24 protein-coding genes are annotated in these 21704 nt (G+C 70.7%); 18 read left to right on the top strand and 6 right to left on the bottom strand.

Features of this window, described 5'->3' with window-relative positions:
* Positions 1-112: 112 nt before the first annotated feature.
* Complete coding sequence (locus tag ABD793_RS27820; protein ID WP_344865205.1) at positions 113-949, top strand: LLM class flavin-dependent oxidoreductase; 837 nt, start codon at positions 113-115, stop codon at positions 947-949.
* Between the two features lie 141 nt (positions 950-1090).
* Positions 1091-1516 carry an STAS domain-containing protein gene (locus ABD793_RS27815; protein WP_344865203.1) on the top strand — a complete coding sequence of 142 codons (426 nt, stop codon included), beginning with the start codon at positions 1091-1093 and terminating at the stop codon, positions 1514-1516.
* Between the two features lie 4 nt (positions 1517-1520).
* Here ABD793_RS27815 and ABD793_RS27810 read toward each other — a convergent pair whose 3' ends face one another.
* Entirely contained in the window at positions 1521-2042 is a 522-nt protein-coding gene (locus ABD793_RS27810; protein WP_344865202.1) for a bifunctional nuclease family protein, read from the bottom strand.
* A gap of 39 nt (positions 2043-2081) precedes the next feature.
* Positions 2082-2705 carry a helix-turn-helix domain-containing protein gene (locus ABD793_RS27805; RefSeq protein WP_344865200.1) on the bottom strand — a complete coding sequence of 208 codons (624 nt, stop codon included), beginning with the start codon at positions 2703-2705 and terminating at the stop codon, positions 2082-2084.
* A gap of 79 nt (positions 2706-2784) precedes the next feature.
* Here ABD793_RS27805 and ABD793_RS27800 point away from each other — a divergent pair, with 79 nt between their 5' ends.
* Complete coding sequence (locus ABD793_RS27800; RefSeq protein WP_344865198.1) at positions 2785-3369, top strand: class I SAM-dependent methyltransferase; 585 nt, start codon at positions 2785-2787, stop codon at positions 3367-3369.
* A 406-nt stretch (positions 3370-3775) separates the two neighbouring features.
* On the opposite strand, the gene ABD793_RS27795 is transcribed toward ABD793_RS27800, so the two are convergent.
* A complete protein-coding gene (locus ABD793_RS27795) occupies positions 3776-4738 on the bottom strand; it encodes a TIGR03557 family F420-dependent LLM class oxidoreductase (protein ID WP_344865196.1) in 963 nt (320 codons plus the stop codon).
* Positions 4739-4798: 60 nt separating this feature from the next.
* Between ABD793_RS27795 and ABD793_RS27790 the strand changes: the two genes are divergently transcribed.
* From ABD793_RS27790 to ABD793_RS27750, 9 genes are all read left to right on the top strand, one after another.
* Complete coding sequence (locus tag ABD793_RS27790; RefSeq protein WP_344865194.1) at positions 4799-6751, top strand: aconitate hydratase; 1953 nt, start codon at positions 4799-4801, stop codon at positions 6749-6751.
* 41 nt (positions 6752-6792) lie between these two features.
* Positions 6793-7242 carry an ATP-binding protein gene (locus ABD793_RS27785; RefSeq protein ID WP_344865192.1) on the top strand — a complete coding sequence of 150 codons (450 nt, stop codon included), beginning with the start codon at positions 6793-6795 and terminating at the stop codon, positions 7240-7242.
* Positions 7239-8024 (top strand): SigB/SigF/SigG family RNA polymerase sigma factor, encoded by a 786-nt coding sequence (locus ABD793_RS27780; RefSeq protein ID WP_344865190.1) that lies wholly within the window; start codon positions 7239-7241, stop codon positions 8022-8024. The genes ABD793_RS27785 and ABD793_RS27780 overlap by 4 nt, the downstream gene beginning before the upstream one ends.
* A 77-nt stretch (positions 8025-8101) precedes the next feature.
* The gene (locus ABD793_RS27775; RefSeq protein WP_344865188.1) at positions 8102-8518 is read left to right on the top strand and encodes a phage holin family protein; all 417 of its coding nucleotides are present in this window, start codon (positions 8102-8104) and stop codon (positions 8516-8518) included.
* A complete protein-coding gene (locus ABD793_RS27770; RefSeq protein WP_344865186.1) occupies positions 8515-8829 on the top strand; it encodes a DUF3618 domain-containing protein in 315 nt (104 codons plus the stop codon). Before ABD793_RS27775 ends, ABD793_RS27770 begins: the two co-directional genes overlap by 4 nt.
* Before the next feature lie 112 nt (positions 8830-8941).
* Positions 8942-9358 (top strand): VOC family protein, encoded by a 417-nt coding sequence (locus ABD793_RS27765; protein WP_344865184.1) that lies wholly within the window; start codon positions 8942-8944, stop codon positions 9356-9358.
* 25 nt (positions 9359-9383) lie between these two features.
* Complete coding sequence (locus ABD793_RS27760) at positions 9384-10679, top strand: NAD(P)/FAD-dependent oxidoreductase (RefSeq protein ID WP_344865182.1); 1296 nt, start codon at positions 9384-9386, stop codon at positions 10677-10679.
* A gap of 31 nt (positions 10680-10710) precedes the next feature.
* Positions 10711-11256 carry a hypothetical protein gene (locus ABD793_RS27755; protein ID WP_344865180.1) on the top strand — a complete coding sequence of 182 codons (546 nt, stop codon included), beginning with the start codon at positions 10711-10713 and terminating at the stop codon, positions 11254-11256.
* Positions 11257-11307: 51 nt separating this feature from the next.
* Positions 11308-12393 carry an Rv2629 family ribosome hibernation factor gene (locus ABD793_RS27750; protein WP_344865178.1) on the top strand — a complete coding sequence of 362 codons (1086 nt, stop codon included), beginning with the start codon at positions 11308-11310 and terminating at the stop codon, positions 12391-12393.
* Positions 12394-12466: 73 nt separating this feature from the next.
* Here the strand turns inward: ABD793_RS27750 and ABD793_RS27745 are convergent, their stop codons facing one another.
* The 3 genes from ABD793_RS27745 to ABD793_RS27735 all read right to left on the bottom strand — a co-directional run bounded on the left by ABD793_RS27745 (position 12467) and on the right by ABD793_RS27735 (position 15437).
* Entirely contained in the window at positions 12467-12955 is a 489-nt protein-coding gene (locus tag ABD793_RS27745) for a L,D-transpeptidase (protein ID WP_344865176.1), read from the bottom strand.
* A 180-nt stretch (positions 12956-13135) separates the two neighbouring features.
* Positions 13136-13636 (bottom strand): hypothetical protein, encoded by a 501-nt coding sequence (locus ABD793_RS27740; protein WP_344865174.1) that lies wholly within the window; start codon positions 13634-13636, stop codon positions 13136-13138.
* A gap of 19 nt (positions 13637-13655) precedes the next feature.
* Positions 13656-15437 carry a sigma-54-dependent Fis family transcriptional regulator gene (locus ABD793_RS27735; RefSeq protein ID WP_344865172.1) on the bottom strand — a complete coding sequence of 594 codons (1782 nt, stop codon included), beginning with the start codon at positions 15435-15437 and terminating at the stop codon, positions 13656-13658.
* Positions 15438-15601: 164 nt separating this feature from the next.
* Between ABD793_RS27735 and ABD793_RS27730 the strand changes: the two genes are divergently transcribed.
* The 6 genes from ABD793_RS27730 to ABD793_RS27705 all read left to right on the top strand — a co-directional run bounded on the left by ABD793_RS27730 (position 15602) and on the right by ABD793_RS27705 (position 21683).
* A complete protein-coding gene (locus ABD793_RS27730) occupies positions 15602-17239 on the top strand; it encodes a ferritin family protein (RefSeq protein ID WP_344865170.1) in 1638 nt (545 codons plus the stop codon).
* A gap of 79 nt (positions 17240-17318) precedes the next feature.
* Positions 17319-18353: an FAD-binding oxidoreductase gene (locus tag ABD793_RS27725; protein ID WP_344865168.1), complete on the top strand. Its 1035-nt coding sequence runs from the start codon at positions 17319-17321 to the stop codon at positions 18351-18353.
* A 37-nt stretch (positions 18354-18390) separates the two neighbouring features.
* Positions 18391-19491: an aromatic/alkene monooxygenase hydroxylase subunit beta gene (locus tag ABD793_RS27720; RefSeq protein WP_344865166.1), complete on the top strand. Its 1101-nt coding sequence runs from the start codon at positions 18391-18393 to the stop codon at positions 19489-19491.
* Positions 19488-19838, top strand: a complete 351-nt coding sequence (mimD, locus tag ABD793_RS27715) for a propane 2-monooxygenase effector subunit MimD (protein ID WP_344865164.1) — start codon at positions 19488-19490, stop codon at positions 19836-19838. The genes ABD793_RS27720 and mimD overlap by 4 nt, the downstream gene beginning before the upstream one ends.
* Positions 19839-19926: 88 nt before the next feature.
* Positions 19927-20964 (top strand): amidohydrolase family protein, encoded by a 1038-nt coding sequence (locus tag ABD793_RS27710; protein ID WP_344865162.1) that lies wholly within the window; start codon positions 19927-19929, stop codon positions 20962-20964.
* Entirely contained in the window at positions 20961-21683 is a 723-nt protein-coding gene (locus tag ABD793_RS27705; RefSeq protein WP_344865160.1) for an iron-sulfur cluster assembly protein, read from the top strand. The genes ABD793_RS27710 and ABD793_RS27705 overlap by 4 nt, the downstream gene beginning before the upstream one ends.
* The last annotated feature ends 21 nt before the right edge of the window (positions 21684-21704 follow it).

Here is a 21704-nt window from a genome sequence, read left to right as displayed (position 1 = left end):
CGGACTCACGGCCGGTTCCGCGGAAACCGGCCGAGGCCCGGACACACCCGCGGCGCGATCCCCGGCGGGCTATCGTTGCCCGGATCCTGGCGGCGGAGCCCGAGGAGCAGCGGTGCACGAACCACGGTACGGGCTCTACCTGCCCCCGTTCGGGCCGTTCGGCGACCCCGCGGTGCTCGTCGACCTCGCGGTACGGGCCGAAGCCGCGGGCTGGGACGGGGTGTTCCTCTGGGATCACGTGGTGCCGGCGCAACCGCCGATCGCCGATCCGTGGACCACGCTCGGCGCAATCGCACAGGCGACCTCGCGCCTGCGGCTCGGCCCGATGGTCACCCCGCCTGCCCGGCGCCGCCCGTGGGTGCTCGCCCGGCAGGCCGCGACGGTCGCCCGGCTCTCGCGCGGCAGGCTCGTGGTCGGTGCCGGGATCGGTTCGGACGAGACCGGGGACTTCGGCCGGTTCGGCGATCCGGTGGACGCGCCGGTGCGTTCGGCGCGGACCGACGAGGCGCTCGCCGTCGTGCGCGCGATGTGGGCCGGACAGCAACTGCGGCACCAGGGCGATCACTATCGGGTGAACCTCGACGCCGCCGAACCCGAGCCGTATCCGATTCCGTTGTGGACGGCCTGCGGCAGCAGCCATCCGCGGGTGGTCGAACGAGCCGCCGCGAGTGACGGCATCTTCCCGTTGCCCGGCCCGCAACCGCCCGCGCCCGAAGCGCTGGCCCGGATCGTCGCCAGGGTGCGCCCGTCCGGACGGCCGTACGACGTGGCCGTCTCCGGCAACGCCAGCCCTGCATGGGACGAGCCGGCACGGGTCGATCTGACCGCACTGGCGCAAGCGGGGATGACGTGGTGGATGGAGTCCCTCATCCACTTCGATCCGCTCGCACTGTCGCTCACCGTGGTCGACGCGGGCCCGCCACGCACCGCCTTCCGCCGGCCGGCGTAACCGCGGTTCACTCGGATGCCCGCTCGGCGGTTCCCTCCCCGCCCGTCCCGGGTTACCGTGACAGTCGGTTGAGCCCCCAGCCGCGCGCAACCCGCGCACCGGAAGCCTCGTGCTTCGCCGGCTCAAAAAGGAAGGGCCGCTATGAGCGCCCCACACCACATCGCCAGATCCACCACGCTGCCCCTTGCCGATCCGCTCGGGACGCTGGTGCTGCGCGTCCACCATCCGGGCCCCCGCACCGCACTCGTCGAGGCGATCGGGGAGGTGGACCTGGCCAGCTCCGCCCGGCTGGCCGAGGTCGTCGAATCCCGGCTGCGCAGCACCGTACAGCTGGTGGTCGTCGATCTGCGCCGCACCACGTTCCTCGCCGTGTCGGGGTTGCGCACGCTGCGGCTGCTGCAGCTGCGCGCCGCGGCACTGGGGGTGCGCTTCGCCGTCGATCCCGGCGAATCGCCCATCGTCTGCAGGCTGTTCTCGCTGGCGCCGCTGGACTGCGCGCGGCCCGGTGCCGCCGCGAGCCTGACCGCGGCCAGGGTGCCACCGCCGCGGTCGATGCCGCCCGGCTGAGCCGTCACTCCCCGCCGGGGTCGATGAAGTCCTCCGGGCTCACCTCGTCGAGCAGATCGCGGAAACGCTGGATCTCCTCCTCGTTCGACTCGCCGGGCTCGCCCTCGAGCATCGATTCGTCGCCGGCCGCCACGGTCACGTCGACCGCAGCTTCGTCCAGCACGGCTTCGGCGACCTCCAGCGGGACCCGCGAGCGCAGCCCGATCGCGATCGCGTCGCTCGGCCGCGCGGACACCCGCAGGTCGCCGGTCAGCACGAGGTCGGCGTGAAACACGCTCTCCCGCAATTTGGTGATTTCGACCCGCACCACCTGCTGCTCCAGTGCGGTGAGCACGTCGATGATCAGCTCGACCGTGCCCGGCCGCGCCGAGACGACGTTTTCCTGCGCCGCGGCCAGTTCCTGCGCTTCCGGCGCGCCGATGGTGATCGCGAGCCAGCGGCGCGCCCCGCTCTCCTCGCGCAGCAGCACGACCGGCGCCGCCTCCCGCGCGACCACCGCCAGTCCCTGCACCCGCACCTGCACCATGGGGATCACCCTGCCTCCCGGGAAGTTCTCGATGGTGAACTACCCATCCGAGTCCGCTTTCTCACCTGTCCGCGGCCGGTACCGCGCCCGGATGTGGAACCGCTCGCCCTGCGGGCCGAGGATGCTGAGGAACTCCACCGGCCGCTCGTCGGCGTTGCCGAACCAGTGCGGCAGGTGGGTGTCGAACTCGGCCACCTCGCCCGCGGTGAGCACCAGGTCCTGGTCGCCGAGCACCACGCGCAGCCGCCCGCTGAGCACGTACAGCCAGTGGTAGCCCTCGTGCGAGCGGGGATCGGGCTCCCGGCCGAAGCGGCTGCCGGGCACGATGTGCTTGAACGCCTGCAGCCCGCCGGGGTTGCGGGTCAGCGGCACGACGGTCATCCCGTGCCGGGTGAACGGCCGGGGGTAGACCCGCGGATCGCCGGTGGCCGGCGCGGCGACCAGGTCGTCGAGCGGCACCCGGTACGCCTTCGCCAGCGGGAGCAGCAGTTCCAGACCCGGCTTGCGCTGCCCGGACTCCAGCCGGGACAGCGTGCTGATCGGGATGCCGGTGGTCTCCGAGAGGCCGGCCAGTGTCGTCCCGCTGCGCCGGCGCAGCTCCCGCAGCCGCGGGCCGACCGCGGTCAGCACCGCATCGAACTCGTCGGTCGTGGATCCGGTCATGGCACCACTGTGCGCCCGGTTTTGCGGTTTCCGCAAACGGCTTTGTCACTCCGTCCGGGGAACCGACAGTGTGACTTCCGTGGACAGACAGTTCTGGGAAGACCGGTACCGCGGCTGCGAGCAGGTGTTCAGCGGTGCACCCAACGGCGTGCTCGCTGCCGAGGTGGCCGGCCTGGCGCCGGGCGAGGCACTCGACGTCGGCTGCGGCGAAGGCGCCGACGCGCGGTGGCTGGCCCACCGCGGCTGGCGGGTCACCGCAGTCGACCTTTCCCGGACGGCCTTGCGCCGCGCGGCCACCACCGGTGCGGACGTCGCCGCGCGGGTGGCCTGGGCCGAGGGTGACCTCACCGCGGTGGCGCCACCGGCCGGTGCGTTCGATCTGGTCTCACTCCAGTACTTCCCGCTGCGCCGCAGCCCTGGCCATCGGGCTCTGCGCGGCTTGCTCGACGCCGTCGCGCCGGGTGGCACGATGCTCTTCGTGAGCCACGCACTCACCGGCCTTTCCTCCGAGCACGCCGGGTACTACCAGCCCTCGGACGTCGCCGCGCTCCTCGGTGCCGGCTGGACCGTGCTGGCCGACGAAATCCGTGCCCGGCCCGGACCACCACCCGAGGGCACGCAGCACACCCACGACACCGTGCTGCGCGCCGAACGCCTGCGGTGACCCAGAACGGCGCCGGGTGCTCGCCCCAGTGGTCGCCAGCAGTGCCGGGCCAACCGGAACCCGTTTCCGGGGAAGAGGTTTCGAGCAGTTCGGTACTGACACCGCCACGGCACACCGCGGCCCGTTTCCAGCCGAGGTCGAACGCTTCCCGCGGTCCGGTGTTCCTGCCCTGACCGCGGCGCCGGCTGCCGCGTAACCCCGGCCCGGCGCGACGCGGATCCCCGAAGGGCTCCGTGACCTTGGCGACGACCCGGACGCGGTGGTCACGCTCTGCTACCGGGAAGCCCTCGGCGCCTCCGCTGCCCAGATCGCCGCTTCGCCGAGCAGCTCGCCGCGGAAGTGCGGATCCTGGCAGGGCAACAACATTTCGCCCCGCGCACCGCGCCGGAGCTGCTGGTATCGGCGATCACTGACTGAGCGCGGGCAACAGCTCCTTCTCCGCGAACCCGAAGAATTCGTCCTGCCGGTCGCCGCCGATCTGCACCAGAGCGACGTCGGTGAACCCGGCGTCGGCAAACCTCCGCACGGCGCCGGCGATCGGCTCCACCTCCGGACCGCACGGAATCCCGGCAGCGACGTCGTCCTCGGTCACCGCCTTGGTCGCAGCGGCGAACCCGGCGACCCCCGGCAGTTCCGAATTCACCTTCCAGCCGCCGGAGAACCAGCGGAACTGCTCGTGCGCGCGGCGGATCGCGGCATCCCGGTCGCGGTCCCAGGACACCGGCAGCTGTGCGATCTTGCGCGTCGGCGGACCGAGCCGGGTGGCGTCCCAGTCCGCGCACAGCGAGGCGTCCGGCTGCACCGCGATCATCGCGTCCGCCACCGGGGCGAACCGGCGGACCGACTGCGGCCCGGACACCGCCACGCCGATCGGCACCCGCTGCTCCGGCAGATCCCACAGCTTCGCCGAGTCCACCCGGAAATGCTCGCCTGCGTAGGTGAAGGGCCCGCCGTCGAACAGTCCGCCGATGATCTGCACCGCCTCGGCGAGCATTTCGTGCCGCACGGTCACCGCGGGCCAGCCGCGCCCGACGACGTGCTCGTTGAGGTTCTCCCCCGAACCGAGGCCGAGGGTGAACCGGCCACCGGACAACAGCTGGACGGTCGCCGCCTTCTGCGCCACCACGGCCGGGTGGTAGCGGAGCGTCGGACAGGTTACGTAGGTCATCAGCTCCACGCGCTCGGTCACCTGGGTCACCGCCCCGAGCACGCTCCAGGCATAGGGCGCGTGGCCCTGCTCGGCGAGCCATGGTGCGTAGTGGTCACTGCTGACCTCGAAGTCGAAGCCGGCGGCCTCGGCCGCCGCCGCGTGCCGGACCAGTTCGGCGGGCCCGGCCTGTTCGGTCATCAGGGTGTAGCCGATGCGCATCTGCACTCCTCTCCGGTCCGGCGCGGTTACCCGGGACCCGCGCCGGGTAACCGCGCCGGTATGAGTGGCGCACGGACACTGGCCGGCAAGCTGATCGACGAGCACCTGATCTCCGGAAACCCGGTGCCGGGCGAGGAAATCGCGCTGCGGATCGACCAGACGCTCACCCAGGACGCGACCGGCACGCTGGTCATGCAGGAGCTCGAAGCACTCCGGCTGGACCGGGCGAAGACCCGGCTCAGCGCGCAGTACGTCGACCACAACCTGCTGCAGGCCGACGAGAAGAACGCCGAGGACCATGCCTACCTGCGTTCCGCCTGCCGCCGGTTCGGACTGTGGTTTTCCCGTGCCGGCAACGGGGTTTCGCATCCGACGCATATGCAGCGCTTCGGTGTGCCGGGCAGCACGCTCGCCGGATCGGACTCGCACACCTGTGCCGCCGGATCGCTGGGCATGCTGGCCGTCGGCGTCGGCGGGCTGGAGGTCGCGCTCGCCATCGCCGGGCAGCCGCTGTACCTGCGGATGCCGGAAATCTGGGGGATCCGGCTGACCGGGGACCTGCCGGAGTGGGTGTCGGCCAAGGACGTGGTGCTCGAAATGCTGCGCAGGCACGGCGTCCGCGGCGGCGTGCACCGGATCATCGAATACCACGGTCCCGGTCTGCGCGGGCTGTCCGCAATGGACCGCCACGTGATCGCGAACATGGGCGCGGAGCTCGGTGCGACCGCGACCGTGTTCCCCGCCGACGACGCGGTGCGGGCATTCCTGCGAGACCAGGGCCGTGCGGACGATTTCCGCGAACTGGCCGCGGATTCCGGCGCGGACTACGACGTGACCGACGAGATCGACCTCACCGCGCTGGAACCGCTCGTCGCGCGCCCGTCGTCGCCGGGGAACGTGGTGGCAGTGCGCGAGGTCGCAGGCACCCCGGTCGACCAGGTGGTGATCGGGTCTTCGGCCAACCCCGGCTTCCGTGACTTCGCGGTGGCGGCTTCCCTGGTGCAGGGCCGGCAGGTGGCGGGCACGGTCAGCTTCGACGTGAACCCGACGTCCCGGCAGACACTGGTGGACCTCACGCACGCGGGCCACGTCACCGACCTGCTCCGCGCCGGCGCGCGCATCCACCAGGCTGGCTGTCTCGGCTGCATCGGCATGGGCCAGGCACCGGCACCCGGCCGCAACTCGCTGCGCACGTTCCCCCGCAACTTCCCGGGCCGCTCCGGGACTCCGGACGACTCGGTGTGGCTGTGCTCGCCGGAAACCGCGGCCGCGTCCGCGGTGACCGGGAAGATCACCGATCCGCGTGAGTTCGCCAAGGAGCACGACCTCGCCTGGCGGGCACCCGCGGAGCCGGACCGGCCCGCGGTGCTCGACGACGTCGTGACCGCGCCGTTGCCGCCGGAACAGGCCGCCCGCACGGAGCTGGACAAGGGGCCGAACATCTCCGGGCTGCCCGATTTCACCGGGCTGCCCGCCGACCTGAGCGCTCCGGTGCTGCTGAAACTCGGCGACGACGTGTCCACCGACGAGATCTCCCCCGCCGGTGCCCGCGCCCTGCCGCTGCGCTCCAACCTGCCGAAGCTCGCCGAGTTCACCTTCACCCGGATCGACGAGGACTACCCGCGCCGGGCCGGCGAGACCGGCGATCACTTCGTGGTCGCCGGGCGCAACTACGGGCAGGGCTCCTCGCGTGAGCACGCCGCGATCACCGCCCGGTACCTGGGGCTGCGCGCGGTGCTCGCACTGTCGTTCGCCCGGATCCACTGGCAGAACCTGGCGAACTTCGGCGTGCTCGCCCTCGAATTCACCGACGAAGCGGACTACCAGGACGTCGAAGCAGGCGACATGCTCGAGTTCACCGAGCTGCCCGGCTGCCTCGCCGCCGGATCCGAGGTTCTCGTGCGCAACACCACGCGCGAACGCCGCTACCGGCTCCGGCACCGGCTCTCCCCGCGCCAGGTCGAGGCGGTCGTGGCCGGCGGGCGCATTCCGCAACTTGCGCAGGCCGGGTGAACCGACGTGTCAGCCGTCCGCCGAACGGGTATGCGGCACACATGGACGACGAGGCACCCGGCGGCTCGCCGCTGAGCGAGCTGCCCGCGGACAGCAGGCCGCTTGACGACGTGATCGAGCTCCGGCTGCCCGCGGACACCAACCACATCCCGCTCGTGCGCATGCTGGCGCAGGCAGTGGCGGCCAGGTCCGACTACGCACTGGACGCGATCGCCGACGTCAAGATGGCGGTCGACGAAGCCTGTGCGCAGCTGGTCGGCACGGCCGAACCGGGTGCCGCGATGAACTGCCGGTTCCAGGCCGGTCCGGAGAACATCCGCCTCGCCGTGGACGCGCGGACCCGGCACTCGCAGCCGCCGAGCGACCGCAGCTTCGGCTGGCACGTGCTGAGCACGCTGGCCACCGGCGTCTCGGCGCGGTGCGAGCCGGATTCCGGTGGCGCCTACCGGCTCTACATCGAACTCGATCTGAGTCCGGGGGCCGCCTGGTGACCCCACCGCCGACCGCCCGACGCCGGGACGAGTACGCGCACACGGCACCGCTGTTCGAGCAGCTCGCCGCGCTGCCCGCGGACGATCCGGGCCGGGCTCGGCTGCGCGAACGGCTGGTGACCGAGTTCCTGCCGGTGGCCGAGCACATCGCCACCCGGTTCACCGGCCGTGGCGAACCCCGTGAGGACCTGGTACAGGTGGCCAGGATCGGCCTGATCAACGCGATCGACCGGTTCACCCCCGATCGCGGGCCGGACTTCCTGTCCTTCGGCGTGCCGACCATCATGGGCGAGATCCGCCGGTACTTCCGCGACACCGGATGGTCGGTCCGGGTTCCGCGCCGGCTCAAGGAGCTGCACCTGTCGCTCAGCCAGGGCTCGGCCGCACTGTCGCAGTCCCTCGGCCGCGCCCCGACGCCCAGCGAGCTGGCCGAGCACCTCGGGCTGGAGCTGACCGAGGTCCACGAAGGACTGATCGCGGGCAATGCCTACCAGACCCTCTCGGTCGACCGGCCGGTGCACGACGAGGCGGAACCGCTCTCGCTCGCCGACACCCTCGGCGAGGACGACGTCGAACTCGAGCACATCGAAAACCACGAGGTGCTGCAGCCCCTGCTCGACGAACTGCCGCGGCGCGAACGCGCGATCCTGGTGATGCGGTTCTTCGGCGGGCTCACCCAGACCCAGATCGCCGATCGCGTCGGCGTCTCCCAGATGCACGTCTCCCGGCTGCTGTCGCAGACCCTGGAACAGCTGCGCGGGAAGCTCACCGACGAAGCCTGACCCGGCGGGCGGGATTGAGCAGGCCGGTGCCGGGTACCCGGTGGCACGAGCACGTTTCCAGGACGAGGAGGTGCCTCGTGCGCCACGACGAGGTCCAGCCGGACCCGGCAGGCGGACAATCCGCGAGCGATCTGGTGTCGCAGCTGAGCGATCAGGGCCGCAGGCTGATCCGCGACGAACTGCGGCTGGCCGGATTCGAGCTGCGGGACAAGGGAAAGCGGATGGGCCTCGGCGCCGGGATGGCCGGCGCCGCCGGGCTGCTCGCGCTGGCGGGCGGCGCCGTGCTGGTGGCCGCCGCGGTGCTGGCGCTGGCACTCGTGCTGCCCGGCTGGGCGGCCGCGCTGGTCGTGGCCGGCGCGCTGTTCGTGATCGCGGGCGCGGCAGGCCTGCTCGGCCGCGCGAAGATCGCCGGCGCATCCCCGCCGCTACCGGAAGAAGCCATCGAGGGCGTCCGCGCCGACGTGGAAACCGCGAAACAGGGGGTGCACTCGTGACCGGCTCAGCCAAGGATTTCCCCCGCGACGCCGAGGAAGCCCGCGCGGACCGCGACGTCACCCGCCAAGAACTCACCGAAACGCTGGAAGCGCTCAGCGGCAAGCTGGACGTGAAAACGCGGCTGCACGAGGGTATCGACGCGAAACTCGACCACGCGCAGGCCACGATCGCGGACAAGGCAGGCAGCTCCGCGGCGGAGAAGTTCCGCTCGGGCGCGGACGCGGTCCGCGCGAATCCGCTGCCGATGGCCGCCGGGCTGCTCGGAATACTGATCGTCATCCGGTTGCGCATCCGGCGGAGCGGCGCGTGAGCGCAGCCGGACGCAACCGTGCCGAGGGTCGCCCGTGCGGGCGGCCGCGCGTTGTCGCACCCCTGTTGATCTGCGAGGATTCGGTTCCGCTCGTCGACCCGAGGAGGATCCGATGACTGCCCGTCTCAACCCGTACCTGAGCTTCCGGGACGACGCCCGCGCGGCGATGGAGTTCTACCACAGCGTGTTCGGCGGCGACCTCGCGCTGAACACCTTCGGCGAAGCCGGCGCCCCGGCCGACGGCGGTTACGCGGACCGGATCATGCACGCCATGCTGGAGACCGACAACGGGTTCACGCTGATGGCCGCGGACACGCCGCCGGGCATGGAACACCAGCCGGGCACGAACATCTCGATCAGCCTGAGCGGCGACGAAGGCGATCTGCTGCGGGGTTACTGGGCGAAGCTCGTGGAAGGCGGCGCGGTGGCGGTTCCGCTGGAGAAGCAGATGTGGGGCGACGAATTCGGCTCCTGCACCGACCGGTTCGGTATTTCGTGGATGGTCAACATCGGGCAGCCGGAAGGCTGAGCCCGGACGTGGGAGGAGGAATCCGATGCGGGTCGTGATCGTCGGAGGCGGTTTCGCCGGCTACCACGCCGCGAAGGAACTGCTGGGAACCGTGCGCGGGGAGGCCGAGGTGGTCGTGGTCAACCCCACCGACTACTTCCTCTACCTGCCACTGCTGCCCGAGGTCGCTGCCGGGATCCTCGACCCCCGCACCATCACGGTGTCCATTCCGGACACCCTGCCGGGTGCCCGGCTCGCACTCGGCACGGTGACCTCAGTGGACACCCAGGGCCGGATCGTGCACTACACCGACCCCGAGGACCACGAAGTGCACCTCCCCTACGACCGTCTCGTGCTCGCCGCGGGCAGCGTGAACAAGCTGCTGCCGATTCCCGGCGTCGCAGAATACGCGCACGGCTTCCGCGGCGTGCCCGAGGCGTTGTACCTGCGCGATCACATCACGCGGCAGATCGAACTCGCCGCCGCCGCGAGCGATCCCGACGAACGGAACGCGCGCTGCACGTTCGTCGTGGTCGGTGCCGGCTACACCGGCACCGAAGTGGCCGCGCAGGGCCCGGCGTTCACCGCCGCGCTCGCTGCCCGGCATCCGGAGCTGGCCGGGCAGCCGATCCGCTGGCTGTTGCTGGACGTCAAGAAGCGGGTGCTGCCCGAACTCGCCGAACGGCTCGGCCGCACTGCCGACGAGGTGCTGCGTGCACGCGGGGTCGAGGTGCTGATGGGCACCTCGGTCGACGAGGCCGGCGTGCACGGTGTCACGCTGACCTCCGGGGCACAGGTGCCGACCCGCACGCTGGTGTGGTGCGTCGGCGTCCGGCCCGATCCGCTCGTGTCGGATCTCGGGCTGGAGACCGACCACGGCCGGATCGTGGTGACCACGCAGCTGGGCGTCCCCGGCCTGCCGGAGGTGTTCGCCTGCGGTGACGCGGCGGCGGTGCCGGACCTCACCAAGCCCGGTTCGGTCACCGCGATGACCGCGCAACATGCGCAGCGGCAAGGGAAACTCGCCGGCCGCAACGTCGCGGCCTCGCTGGGCCACGGCAGTCCGCGCGCCTACCGGCACCACGACCTCGGGTTCGTGGTCGACCTCGGCGCGGGCCGGGCGGCGGCGAATCCGCTGCACATCCCGCTGTCCGGGCTCCCGGCGAAGGCGCTCACCCGCGCCTACCACCTGCTGGCCATGCCCGGCAACCGGGTGCGCACCGTGGCGGGCTGGCTGCTCGCCCTGCTGACCCGCCGCCCCACTGTCCAGCTGGGCCTCGTCCGGGGCCCGGCGGTGCCGCTCGACACCGGCACCCCGGAGCTGCCGCATCTGCGCGGCTGACGGAAAATCCCTGTCCGGAAAGGAGATTCCGGTGTCCGATCCGACCGATCCCCGGCGCGCCGAAGGTCCCGCCGTGGTCACCGCAGGCGTGGCGGGCCCCCAGCTGATCGTGCTCGATCCGGCGGGCCTCGGCAAACACGGCGAACTCCCGGCGACCTGGCGGCCGCTGACCGGCGACCGGCGTGTCGCGTGGTGCCGGGAACCGACTGAAGGCGCACTCGGCGAGGCCGAGGATCTGCTCGGCGGCGGTTCCGGAGAGTCGTCGGCCGACATCGTGGCGAGCGGTCCGCTGGCGGGCGAAGCGCTCGGGCTCGCCGAACGCCATCCCGGCGCCGTCCGGCGGATCCTGCTGGTGGACCCGGCGGCGGAAGGGTTCCTCGAGGCGGGCCGGGCCGCCGATGCCGACGCGGACTGGATGGACGTGCACCGCGACCGGCTCGCCGCACTGCACGACGAAGGCACCGACGTGCGGGTGATCGCGCACAGCACCGGCGGCGCCCGCGACCAGGTGCCCGCTCCCCTGCCGCTCGGCCACCCGGACGTCGCCGCCGCAGTGGCGGGCGCACTACGGGATTAGTCCGGCCACAGCTGGGTATTCGTTGCCAGGCAACGGAAAGGAGAGTCCCTCATGGACGCACATGCGTTCGGAGAGCTGACCTCGGCGCACGGGCCGTTCGCGTCGGTGCACTTCGACGACTCCCACCACAGCGAGGACTCCGACAAGCAACTTCGGTTGCGCATCAAGGAAATCACCACCGCACTGGCGGATCAGGGCGCGGACGCGGAGACGGTCGACGCCCTCGTGCGGGCGATCGAGGACGCCCCGCCCCCGGTCGGCGAAAGCGGCCGGAGCCTCATCGCGGCACAGGGCACGGTGCTGCTCGACCACCGGCTGACCGCGCCGCCACCCGAGCTGATCGTGCGCTACTCCGCACTGCCCTACCTGGTCCCGCTGGCCAGTCACGAGGCCGAGTGGCCGCCGCACGTGGTCGTCGTCGCCGATTCGGTCGGCGCGGAGATCACCCGGCACAGCCGGCACGGCACGCACACCGAAACCGTCAGCGGCAGCGACCATCCGGTGCACACCGTGCGCGGCGGTGGCACCGCGCACAAGGATCTGCAGAACCGCACGGAGGAGACCGCCAAGCAGAACCTGGCGAAGATCGCGGACGCGGTGGGCAAGGCGGCCGGACGCATCGGTGCGGAGATCGTGGTCCTCGCAGGCGAAGTGCAGACGAGGTCGGCCCTGCAGGACCTGCTGCCCGAATCGGTCCGCCGCATCACCACGACGGTGGAAGGCAGCTCGCGCACGGAATCCTCCGACGAGCTCGGCAGCCAGGTCACCGAGTTGCTGCTGAGCCGCCATCTCACCGATCTCGACGACCTCGCCGAACGGTTCCGCGCCGAAACCGGCCGGGAATCGGGCCTCGCGGTGTCCGGGCTCACCGGCGTGACCGCCGCGCTGTCGGAGGCGAGCGTGGCGACGCTGCTGATCGGCGAACCCGGTGACGCAGTGGTGTTCACCGGACCGGAACCGGCCCAGGTGGGCACCGACGGCACCCGGCTGGACGCACTCGGCGTGCCCGAACCGTCCCGGCACCGCGCGGACGAAGCCCTGCCCTACGCCGCGGTCGCCACCGGCGCGGATGTGGTGGTGATGGACGAACGCCTTCCGCTGCCCGACGGCTTCGGCGCGATCCTGCGGCACTCCTAGTCTCCGGAGCCGGCCGGGCCTGCCGTGTCGCCGGGCCCGCCCGGCTCCGCACACCAGCCCGTCGGCCCCGTCCCTACGCGTGCACCTCCACTGCCGAGCCCACCGGGAGGTGGTCGAAGAAGGCCGTGGCGTCGGCGGCCGTCAAGTGGATGCAGCCGTGCGACGGGCTGTCCAGCGGGCCTGCGTGGAAGGCGACGCCGCCGGGTGCGAAGAAGACCGAATCAGGCATGTCGTCGCCGTACTCGCTGCTTCGGTGGACTTTGTCCTTCCACGACACCCTGAACGTGCCCACCGGGGTCGGCTGCACAGCGTCGCCCGGCTCCATCGGGACCGGTCCGTGCACGACCGTCCCGTCCCGCAGCAGCCACGCCAGGCGCAGGGACAGGCTCGCGCAGGCCCCCGTGGTCACCGCGCACGGCGGAGGCGGCGGTGCCACAGACGTGGTCGCCGGTGACGGAGCAGGGCCCGACACCTCGGGTACCTCGACCCGGGCGCCCGCTTCCGGGCCGGCACATGCGGACGCCACCGCCGCCACCGCGATCACCAGCGCGAGAATTCTCATCCGGCCCTCCCTCTCCCGGGTTCCACTGTCCTCGACGAGCCAGTGACGCGGAAGGTTGCCGTCTGCCGGGCCGAGCAGGCAGCACCTGGGCAGCGCGGTACCCGATCTCGCGGTTCCCGCGGAGGGAGATCGAACCGCCGGAAAGCGGCGCCGGGTCTGCAGGGACTTCGACGAACCGGCTCAGCAGGCCTGGACAGTCGACAGTGCGGCCTTCGCGATCGCCGTGGCCAGGAGGTCCTCCGGCGCACACCAGGTCTCGACGAGCCCGGCGGCGAACGCGGCTTCCGGGCCGAAGGTGTGCCCGGCCCGGATCCGTGCCCAGTGCGGCCCGGCGTGCGCACGCAGCAGGTCCTCCACCGGTCGCGGCAGCGCGAACGAGCGGCCCAGCCCCAGCCGGCCACCGGCCATCACCCGGACGGCGGCGGCCGCGGCGAGGGCGTAGCCCGCACCCAGTACGTCGCCCTCGAACGCGGCCACCACCGGCCGCGGATGCCGGGCGATCGCGAAGACCGCGTCGGCCAGCTGTTCTGCCGGTGCGGCTGGGCCTGATCCGGTCAGCACGATCGCGTACCCCCCGCCCAAGTACCGCACGGCCGCGGCGATCCGGGCCGGGCCGTCCGGCGCGCCGGTGGCGGGGATGCGCACCAGTGCAACGCCGGGCGCGCCGCTGAGCTCGATCATCGTCCTGCCTTCCCTGCCGTCACGACCGGATGTCGATGCCGTAGTCGCGGATCTTGCGGTAGATGGTGGCCCTGGACATGCCGAGTGCGTGCGCGGCGCGGGACTTGTTGCCGTCCGCGTCCACGAGGCTGCGCACGATCGCGTCCCGTTCCAGTGACTCCAGCGGGTTCAGCACCCGCTTGACCACGGTGCGGCACTCCGGCGGCAGGTCCTCCGGCTCGATCACCCCGGCCCGCCGGACGTACACCACCTTCCGCAGCACCTCGCGCAGCTGGGTGACGTTGCCCGGCCACTCCGAACGCAGCAGCAGCTGCAGCGCGGCAGGCGAGCAGTGCAGCAGCGGACCTTTGCCCAGCTGCGACAACAGGAACGGGATGAGGGCACGGACGTCCTCGACGTGGTGGCGCAGCGGGGGCACCACGACCGACGCGGGGAAGTGCCGCATCAGATCCGCGTCCAGCTCCTCCTGGCCGCCCTCGGCCACGGTCGCCACTCCCCACACGCGGGCGTCGTCGCGTGCTTCGTCCAGCACTGCGGCCAGTGCCCGTTGCTGCGCGCGGGGAAGCAGATCCAGATGCCGGAACACCACCGTGCCGGGTCCCTCGCGCAGCGCACGGCGCACCGGCGGCTCCCACGCCCCCGGTGCCGTACCGGCGCATTCCACCACCTCGCACGGGGCACCCACCTCGACCGCCGCATGCGCCGCCCTGGCCAGCGCGAGCTTCCCGCTGCCCGGTTCGCCCTCGGTCACCGTCCACCGGCGATCGCGTGCGTAGCGGCCGATCGCGTGACACGCCCGGGTCCACAGCGCCCCGCGGCCGACCAGCCCCGGCAGCCCCGGCTGCCGCCCGCCGGACTGCGCGGCCAGCACCTCCGGTTCCTGCAGCAGCCGCGCCCGCACCACCCCGCCTGCCGGGCCGACGTCGCTGGACACCGGGCTGTAGGACAACCGGGCCCTGGCACCGCTGGGCAGGTCCATCGACAGCGACCGGTCGGCGTCCGAACCCAGCGCGTCGACGGCGCGGGCCAGCAGCGCGGCCTGGTCCGCCGGCGCCAGCAGCTGCCGGGCGTGGTCGTTGAGCATCACCAGATCGCTGTTGACCGCGAGCACGATGCCCTGCCCCCGCCGGCACGCCCGCAGGTAGGCGGAGAACAGGCTCAGCTCACGCAGCCCCACCTGGTTGGTCAGTTCGGTTTCGATGTCGTGCGCGGTCGCCTTGGCCAGCGCCAGCAGCAGCGGCCCCGCGTCCTTGCGCCAGCAGGTCAGGTCGAGCAGCCCGAGCACCTGCCCGGACACCGGATGCCGGATCGGCACGCCGGCGCAGGCGAGCGAGTCCAGGTTCTCCGCGTAGTGCTCGTGCCCGAACACCGCGGTGGCCTGACGGCCCTCCAGCGCGGTGCCGATCCCGTTGGTGCCCACGAACTCCTCCGCATAGCTGAACCCCGGCGCCAGCTGCACCCGGTCCAGATAGCGTTCGAGCGAGCGGTCCTCGGTGCGGCGTTCCAGCACCAGCGAACTGTCGTCGGTGAGCACCACGCTCACCGCGAGATCGCTCAGCTTGTCCTGGAGCCCGTCGAGCACCGGCCCCGCGCTGCGCGCCAGCGGCGTCTCCGGGTCCGGATCGGCCACGAACGGTGTGTGCACGTGGTCCGCGGCGACCCGGTGCGTGCGCGAGCGCCACCACGAAGCGAGGATCGTGGTGCGCACACTGGCGGAATCCACCTCCTCGGTGCAGAGGAACCGTTCCCTCGCCGTGGCGAGCCCGTCCGCTCGCGAACGGGAGCCGGCGGAATCGGTCACTGCCCCACCTCCCGGCGTCCGGACGTCGCGCGCCCTCGGCCGGCCCACGACGTCGTGTCCCGGCAACCATAACCGGACCGCCCGCCGCCGGTTGTCTCAAATTGAGACCGCCATCACACCCGGCACGCGCTGTCATGACCTGCATCCGAGCTGGAGGTTACGGCGTGAGTCGACAAAGCCTGAGCAAGGCGCACAAGAAGATCACCGAACTGTCGTGGGAACCGACGTTCGCGACCCCCGCGAAGAGGTTCGGCACGGACTACAAGTTCGACAAGGCCCCCAAGAAGGATCCGCTCAAGCAGATCCTCCGGTCCTACTTCCCGATGGAGGAGGAAAAGGACAACCGCGTGTTCGGCGCGATGGACGGCGCGATCCGCGGCAACATGTTCCGCCAGGTCCAGCAACGCTGGATGGAGTGGCAGAAGCTGTTCCTCTCGATCATCCCGTTCCCGGAGATCTCCGCCGCCCGCGCGATGCCGATGGCCATCGACGCGGTGCCCAACCCGGAGGTGCACAACGGTCTCGCGGTGCAGATGATCGACGAGGTCCGGCATTCGACCATTCAGATGAATCTCAAACGCCTCTACATGAACCACTACATCGACCCGGCCGGGTTCGACATCACCGAGAAGGCGTTCTCGAACAACTACGCCGGCACCATCGGACGGCAGTTCGGTGAAGGGTTCATCACCGGCGACGCGATCACCGCGGCCAACATCTACCTCACCGTGGTGGCCGAGACCGCCTTCACCAACACCCTGTTCGTCGCCATGCCCTCGGAGGCCGCGGCGAACGGCGACTACCTGCTGCCGACCGTGTTCCACTCGGTGCAGTCCGACGAGTCACGGCACATCAGCAACGGTTACTCCATTCTGCTGATGGCGCTGGCCGACGAGGACAACCGGCAGTTGCTGGAGCGCGATCTGCGGTACGCCTGGTGGAACAACCACTGTGTGGTCGACGCCGCGATCGGCACCTTCATCGAGTACGGCACGAAGGACCGCCGCAAGGACCGCGACAGCTACGCCGAGATGTGGCGGCGGTGGATCTACGACGACTACTACCGCAGTTACCTGATCCCGCTGGAGAAGTACGGCCTGAAGATCCCGCACGACCTGGTCGAGCAGGCGTGGGACCGGATCATCAACAAGCACTACGTGCACCGCGTCGCGCAGTTCTTCGCCACCGGCTGGCCGGTCAACTACTGGCGGATCGACCCGATGACCGACACCGACTTCGAATGGTTCGAATCGAAGTACCCCGGCTGGTACAACGAGTTCGGCCGGTGGTGGGAGGCCTACAACCGGCTGCGCTACCCGGGCCGGAACAAGCCGATCGCGTTCGAGGACGTCGGCTACGAGTACCCGCACCGCTGCTGGACCTGCATGGTGCCGTGCCTGATCCGCGAGGACACCGTGGTGGACAAGGTCGACGGGCAGTGGCGCACCTACTGTTCGGAGACCTGCGCCTGGACCGACACCACCGCCTTCCGCGGTGCGTACGAGGGCCGCGCCACCCCGAACATGGGCAGGCTCACCGGCAAGCGCGAATGGGAGACCCTCTACGACGGGATGGACCTGGCCGACATCGTCAGCGATCTCGGGTACGTCCGCGACGACGGGAAGACCCTCGTCCCGCAGCCGCACCTCGACCTGGACGACCCGAAGAAGCTGTGGACGCTCGACGACGTCCGCGGCATCACCTTCGCCAGTCCGAACGTCGCGCTGAACAAGATGTCCGACGCCGAGCGCGAGGCGCACATCGCCGCCTACCGGGCCAACCCGAACGTGACCCCGGCCTGAGGCCGCACCCACCCGGTTCCCGCCGGGCCGCCCGCACCACCGGGCGGCCCGGCGGGGCCCCTACCCAGGAGCGGCGTCCATGGGCGACAAGCACCAGATCCGGTTCGAACCCGTCGGCATCGACATCGAGGCCGACGAGGACGAGACGATCCTCAACGCGGCCTTCCGCCAAGGCGTGATGCTGATGCACGGCTGCAAGGAAGGGCAGTGCTCGGCGTGCAAGTCCTTCCTGCTCGAGGGCGACCTGCAGATGGACCGGTACTCCACGTTCGCGCTGGCCGACTACGAGAGCGAGGAGGGGTACGTGCTGCTGTGCCGCGGGCACGCCTACTCCGACCTCGAAATCGAGCTGGTCAACTACGACGAGGACATGATCCGGTCCGGGCTGCCGGTGTGCACCGCAGCCACCACGGTCGAGTCGATCGAGCCGCTGACGCACGACATCTCCCTCGTGCGGCTGCGGCTGCGCGAGCCCGGCCTGCGGTTCCACCCCGGCCAGTACGTGGACATCCGGATCCCGGGCACCGACGAGCACCGGTCGTTCTCGATGGCCAACGTGTCCGCGGCGGGCGGGCTGCTCGAGTTCATCATCAAGCGCTACCCCGGCGGGAGGTTCTCCGGTCTGCTCGAGGGCGTGCTCTCCCCCGGCGATCCGCTGGAGCTGACCGGCCCGTACGGCACGTTCACCCTCCGCTCGGCGTCGGACCGGCGGCTGGTGTTCGTCGGCGGCGGCGCCGGGATGTCGCCGATCCTCGCGCTGCTGCGGCAGATGGCCGAGAGCGGCAACGAACGGGAGGCCGTCTACTACTACGGCGCCCGTACCGAACGCGATCTGTTCCACCTCGAAGAGATGGCGCGGCTCGCGCGGCAGCTGCCGGGTTTCCGCTTCGTCCCGTGCCTGTCGCAGGACGCGCCGGCGGGCTGGGCGGGGGAAGCCGGTCTGGTCACCGAGGTGCTCGAACGGTGCGAGCCCGCGCTCGCCGAATGCGACGTGTACCTGTGCGGCCCGCCGCCGATGGTGGACGCCGCGCTGCCCCTGCTGGAGAACCTCGGCGTCCCCGGCGACCGGGTCTTCTACGACAAGTTCACCACCACGGCCGCCGCCGGACAGTAGCGCCCCGTCCCGGCCGCCATCCGAAAGAGGTCTGCTCATGGTCAGCACCGAAAATCCCGCACCCAGTTTCCCCAAGCCGGAGTTCACCGGCGCCGAGGCAGGGCTGCAGGAGTTCCCGAGCTCGAAAAGCCGCAGCTACAACTACTTCAAGCCGCGCAAGATGCGTGCAACGGTGTACGAGGACGTCACCTTCGACGTGCAGCCGGATCCGGAGCGGCACCTCTCGCAGGGCTGGATCTACGGCTTCGCGGACGGCCCCGGCGGCTACCCGAAGGACTGGACCGAACTCAAGTCCTCGGACTGGCACCGCTTCCTCGATCCGAACGAGGAGTGGGAACAGACCATCTACCGGAACAACTCCAACGTCGTCCGGCAGATCCAGCTGAACCTGGAAAACGCGAAGAAGGCGGGGGCCTACCGGAACTGGGCGGGCAGCTGGGTCCGGTTCGTGGAACGGCATCTCGGCGCCTGGATGCATGCCGAGCACGGGCTGGGCATGCACGTGTTCTGCTCGGAGCAGCGGTCCGCGCCCACGAACATGATCAACAACGCGATCGCGGTGAACACCGCGCACAAGCTCCGCTTCGCCCAGGACCTCGCGCTGTACAACCTGGACCTGACCGAGTCGGAGCTCGCCTTCGACGGTTCGGTGCACCGTTCGGTGTGGCACCAGGACCCGGTGTGGCAGGGCGTGCGCGAGGCGGTCGAGCGGCTCACCGCGATCGGGGACTGGGCGGAATCGCTGTTCGCCGCGAACGTGGTGTTCGAGGCACTGGTCGGCGTGCTGTTCCGCAGTCACCTGGTGATGCAGGTGTCGGCCCGCAACGGCGACTACGTCACCCCGACGCTGGTCGGTGCGGGCGAACACGACTACGAACGGGATCGCTCCTACACCCGCACGCTGTTCGGCATGCTCACCGGCGACGAGACGCATTCCGCGCACAACAAGCAGGTACTGGGCGGCTGGCTGGACAAGTGGGTCCCGGTGGCCGCGCACGCGGCGCGGGAACTGCAGCCGATCTGGTCGCAGCCGCAGGAGAAGGTGGTCACCTTCGCCGAGTCCTGGGACGCGTCGGTGAACGGCCTGCGCACGCTGCTGTCCGAACTCTCCCTCGACGAGCCGAAGGGCCTGGCATGACCTCGAGCAAGCAGTACACCGTCGACCGCACCGCTTCCAACATGTGCGGCGTGACCCTGATGAACAACCAGAACGGCTACGTGGTGGCCGAGGTGATGCGCGGCAAGCCGGGGGTGACCGTCGCCGAGTACCCGTCGATGATCCGGGTGGACGGGCGCAACCGGATCGTCTTCGGCTGGGACGAGATCTCCGAGGCGATCGGCTTCGAGTTCGGCCAGCCCGACTTCGAGGAGATCATGTCCACCCACTACGGCCGCATGGTGCACCTGGACGACGAGACGATCCTGTTCGCCAATCCGGAGGACGCCGCCGAGTACATCGACTTCGATCTCGAACCGGTCGAGTAGCCGCTCGCCCCGGTTCTGCCCGGGGGACCGGCCGGGACGGTACCCGCCGTCCCGGCCCGGTGCCCCCGTTCGAGGAAGAAGGATCCCCATGTACCGCAAGGACGGCGAGAGCTACTTCATCGTCGACAGCCACGTGCACTTCTGGGACGGCAGCCCGGCCAACCAGGCGAACCGGTACGGCAAGGGCTTCATCGAGTGCTTCTACGACTACCACCGCAACCTCAGCCCGGCGCAATGGCAGTGGCCGCCGGAGAAGTTCGGCAAGTACACCGAGGACGACCTGATGCACGACCTGTTCACCGCAGGCTACGTGGACAAGGCCATCTTCCAGCCGACCTGCCTGAACGATTTCTTCGTCAACGGCTTCAACACTACCGAACAGGACGGCGCGGTCGCCGAGCACCATCCCGGCCGCTTCATCGTCAACGGGACGTTCGACCCGCGCGAGGGCGAAGCCGGACTGGAAAAGCTGGAAGCACTGGCACAGCGCTGGCACCTGCAGGGCGTGAAGCTCTACACCGCGGAGTGGAAGGGCGATTCGAAGGGCTGGAAGCTGTCCGACCCGTGGGTCTACCGGTACCTGGACAAGTGCGAGCAGCTGGGCATCCGCATCGTGCACGTGCACAAGGGCCCGACGATCTACCCGCTCAACCGTGACGCGTTCGACGTGGCCGACGTCGACGACGCGGCCGGCGCCTTCCCGAACCTGACCTTCGTGATCGAGCACGTCGGGCTGCCGCGGCTGGAGGACTTCTGCTGGATCGCCACGCAGGAGCCGAACGTCTACGGCGGGCTCGCGGTCGCCATGCCGTTCATCCACAGCAGGCCGCGGTACTTTGCGCAGATCATCGGGGAACTGCTGTACTGGCTGGACGAGAACCGGATCACTTTCGCGAGCGATTACGCGATCTGGCAGCCGAAATGGCTCGTCGAGTCCTTTGTGGACTTCCAGATCCCGGCGGACATGCAAGCCGAGTACGGCACGCTCACCCCGGAGATCAAGAAGAAGATCCTCGGGCTGAACGCGGCGAGGCTGTACGACATCGAGGTGCCCGCGGAGGTCATCGCCGGGCTGTCGCCGGAGCCGGCCGCGGCGCCCGGCCCGGTGCCGAAGGTGTCCGCATGACCGCGGCGACCAGGGAAACCCTGACCAGCCGGGTCCGGCGCGCGCTGGCGACGGTGACCGATCCGGAACTCGACGAACCGATCACCGAACTCGGCTTCGTCGCAGGCATCGAGGTGCGGCTGCGCGAGGACCGCGGGCACGAGGTCTCGGTACGGCTGCGGCTGCCCACCTCCTTCTGCGCACCCAATTTCGCCTGCCTGATGGTGGCCGATGCGCACGACGCCGTGCTCGCGCTGCCGTCGGTGGATGCGGTGGACATCGTGCTGGAGGACCACTTCGCCGCCGAGGAGATCAACGCGGGCGTGGCGGCCTCGGCCGGGTTCGGCGGCGTGTTCCCCGGACAGGCCGGCGGCGAGCTGACCGAGCTGCGGGAGACGTTCCGCCGCAAGGCGCACCTCGCCTGCCTGGAGCTGGCGGTGCGCAAGCTGGTCGAACAGGGCTGGCAGGTCGACGCACTCGGCGCGGGCAGCCTCGGCGACGTGCCGGACTCGCCGGAGCGCCGGAGCCTGCTGCGCCGCCGCGCGGACCTGGGGCTGCCGACCGATCCGGCGGCGCCCCTGCTGGTCGGGGACGACGGCGGCCCGGTCACCGCCGATCGGGTGGCCACGAGGCTGCGATTCGCCAAGGCCGTCCGGGTCGGCATCGAGGGCAACGCCGGGCTCTGCCGCGGCCTGCTGCACACCCGTTACCCGCGAAGAGCCGAGGAGGTGGAGCCGTAACCGCCGACCGGTTGACCGCGA

This window comes from Amycolatopsis ultiminotia (genome assembly GCF_039536925.1).
In the GTDB taxonomy this organism is placed as follows: Bacteria; Actinomycetota; Actinomycetes; order Mycobacteriales; family Pseudonocardiaceae; genus Amycolatopsis; species Amycolatopsis ultiminotia.
This window is presented reverse-complemented; position numbering and strand designations above follow the sequence as displayed.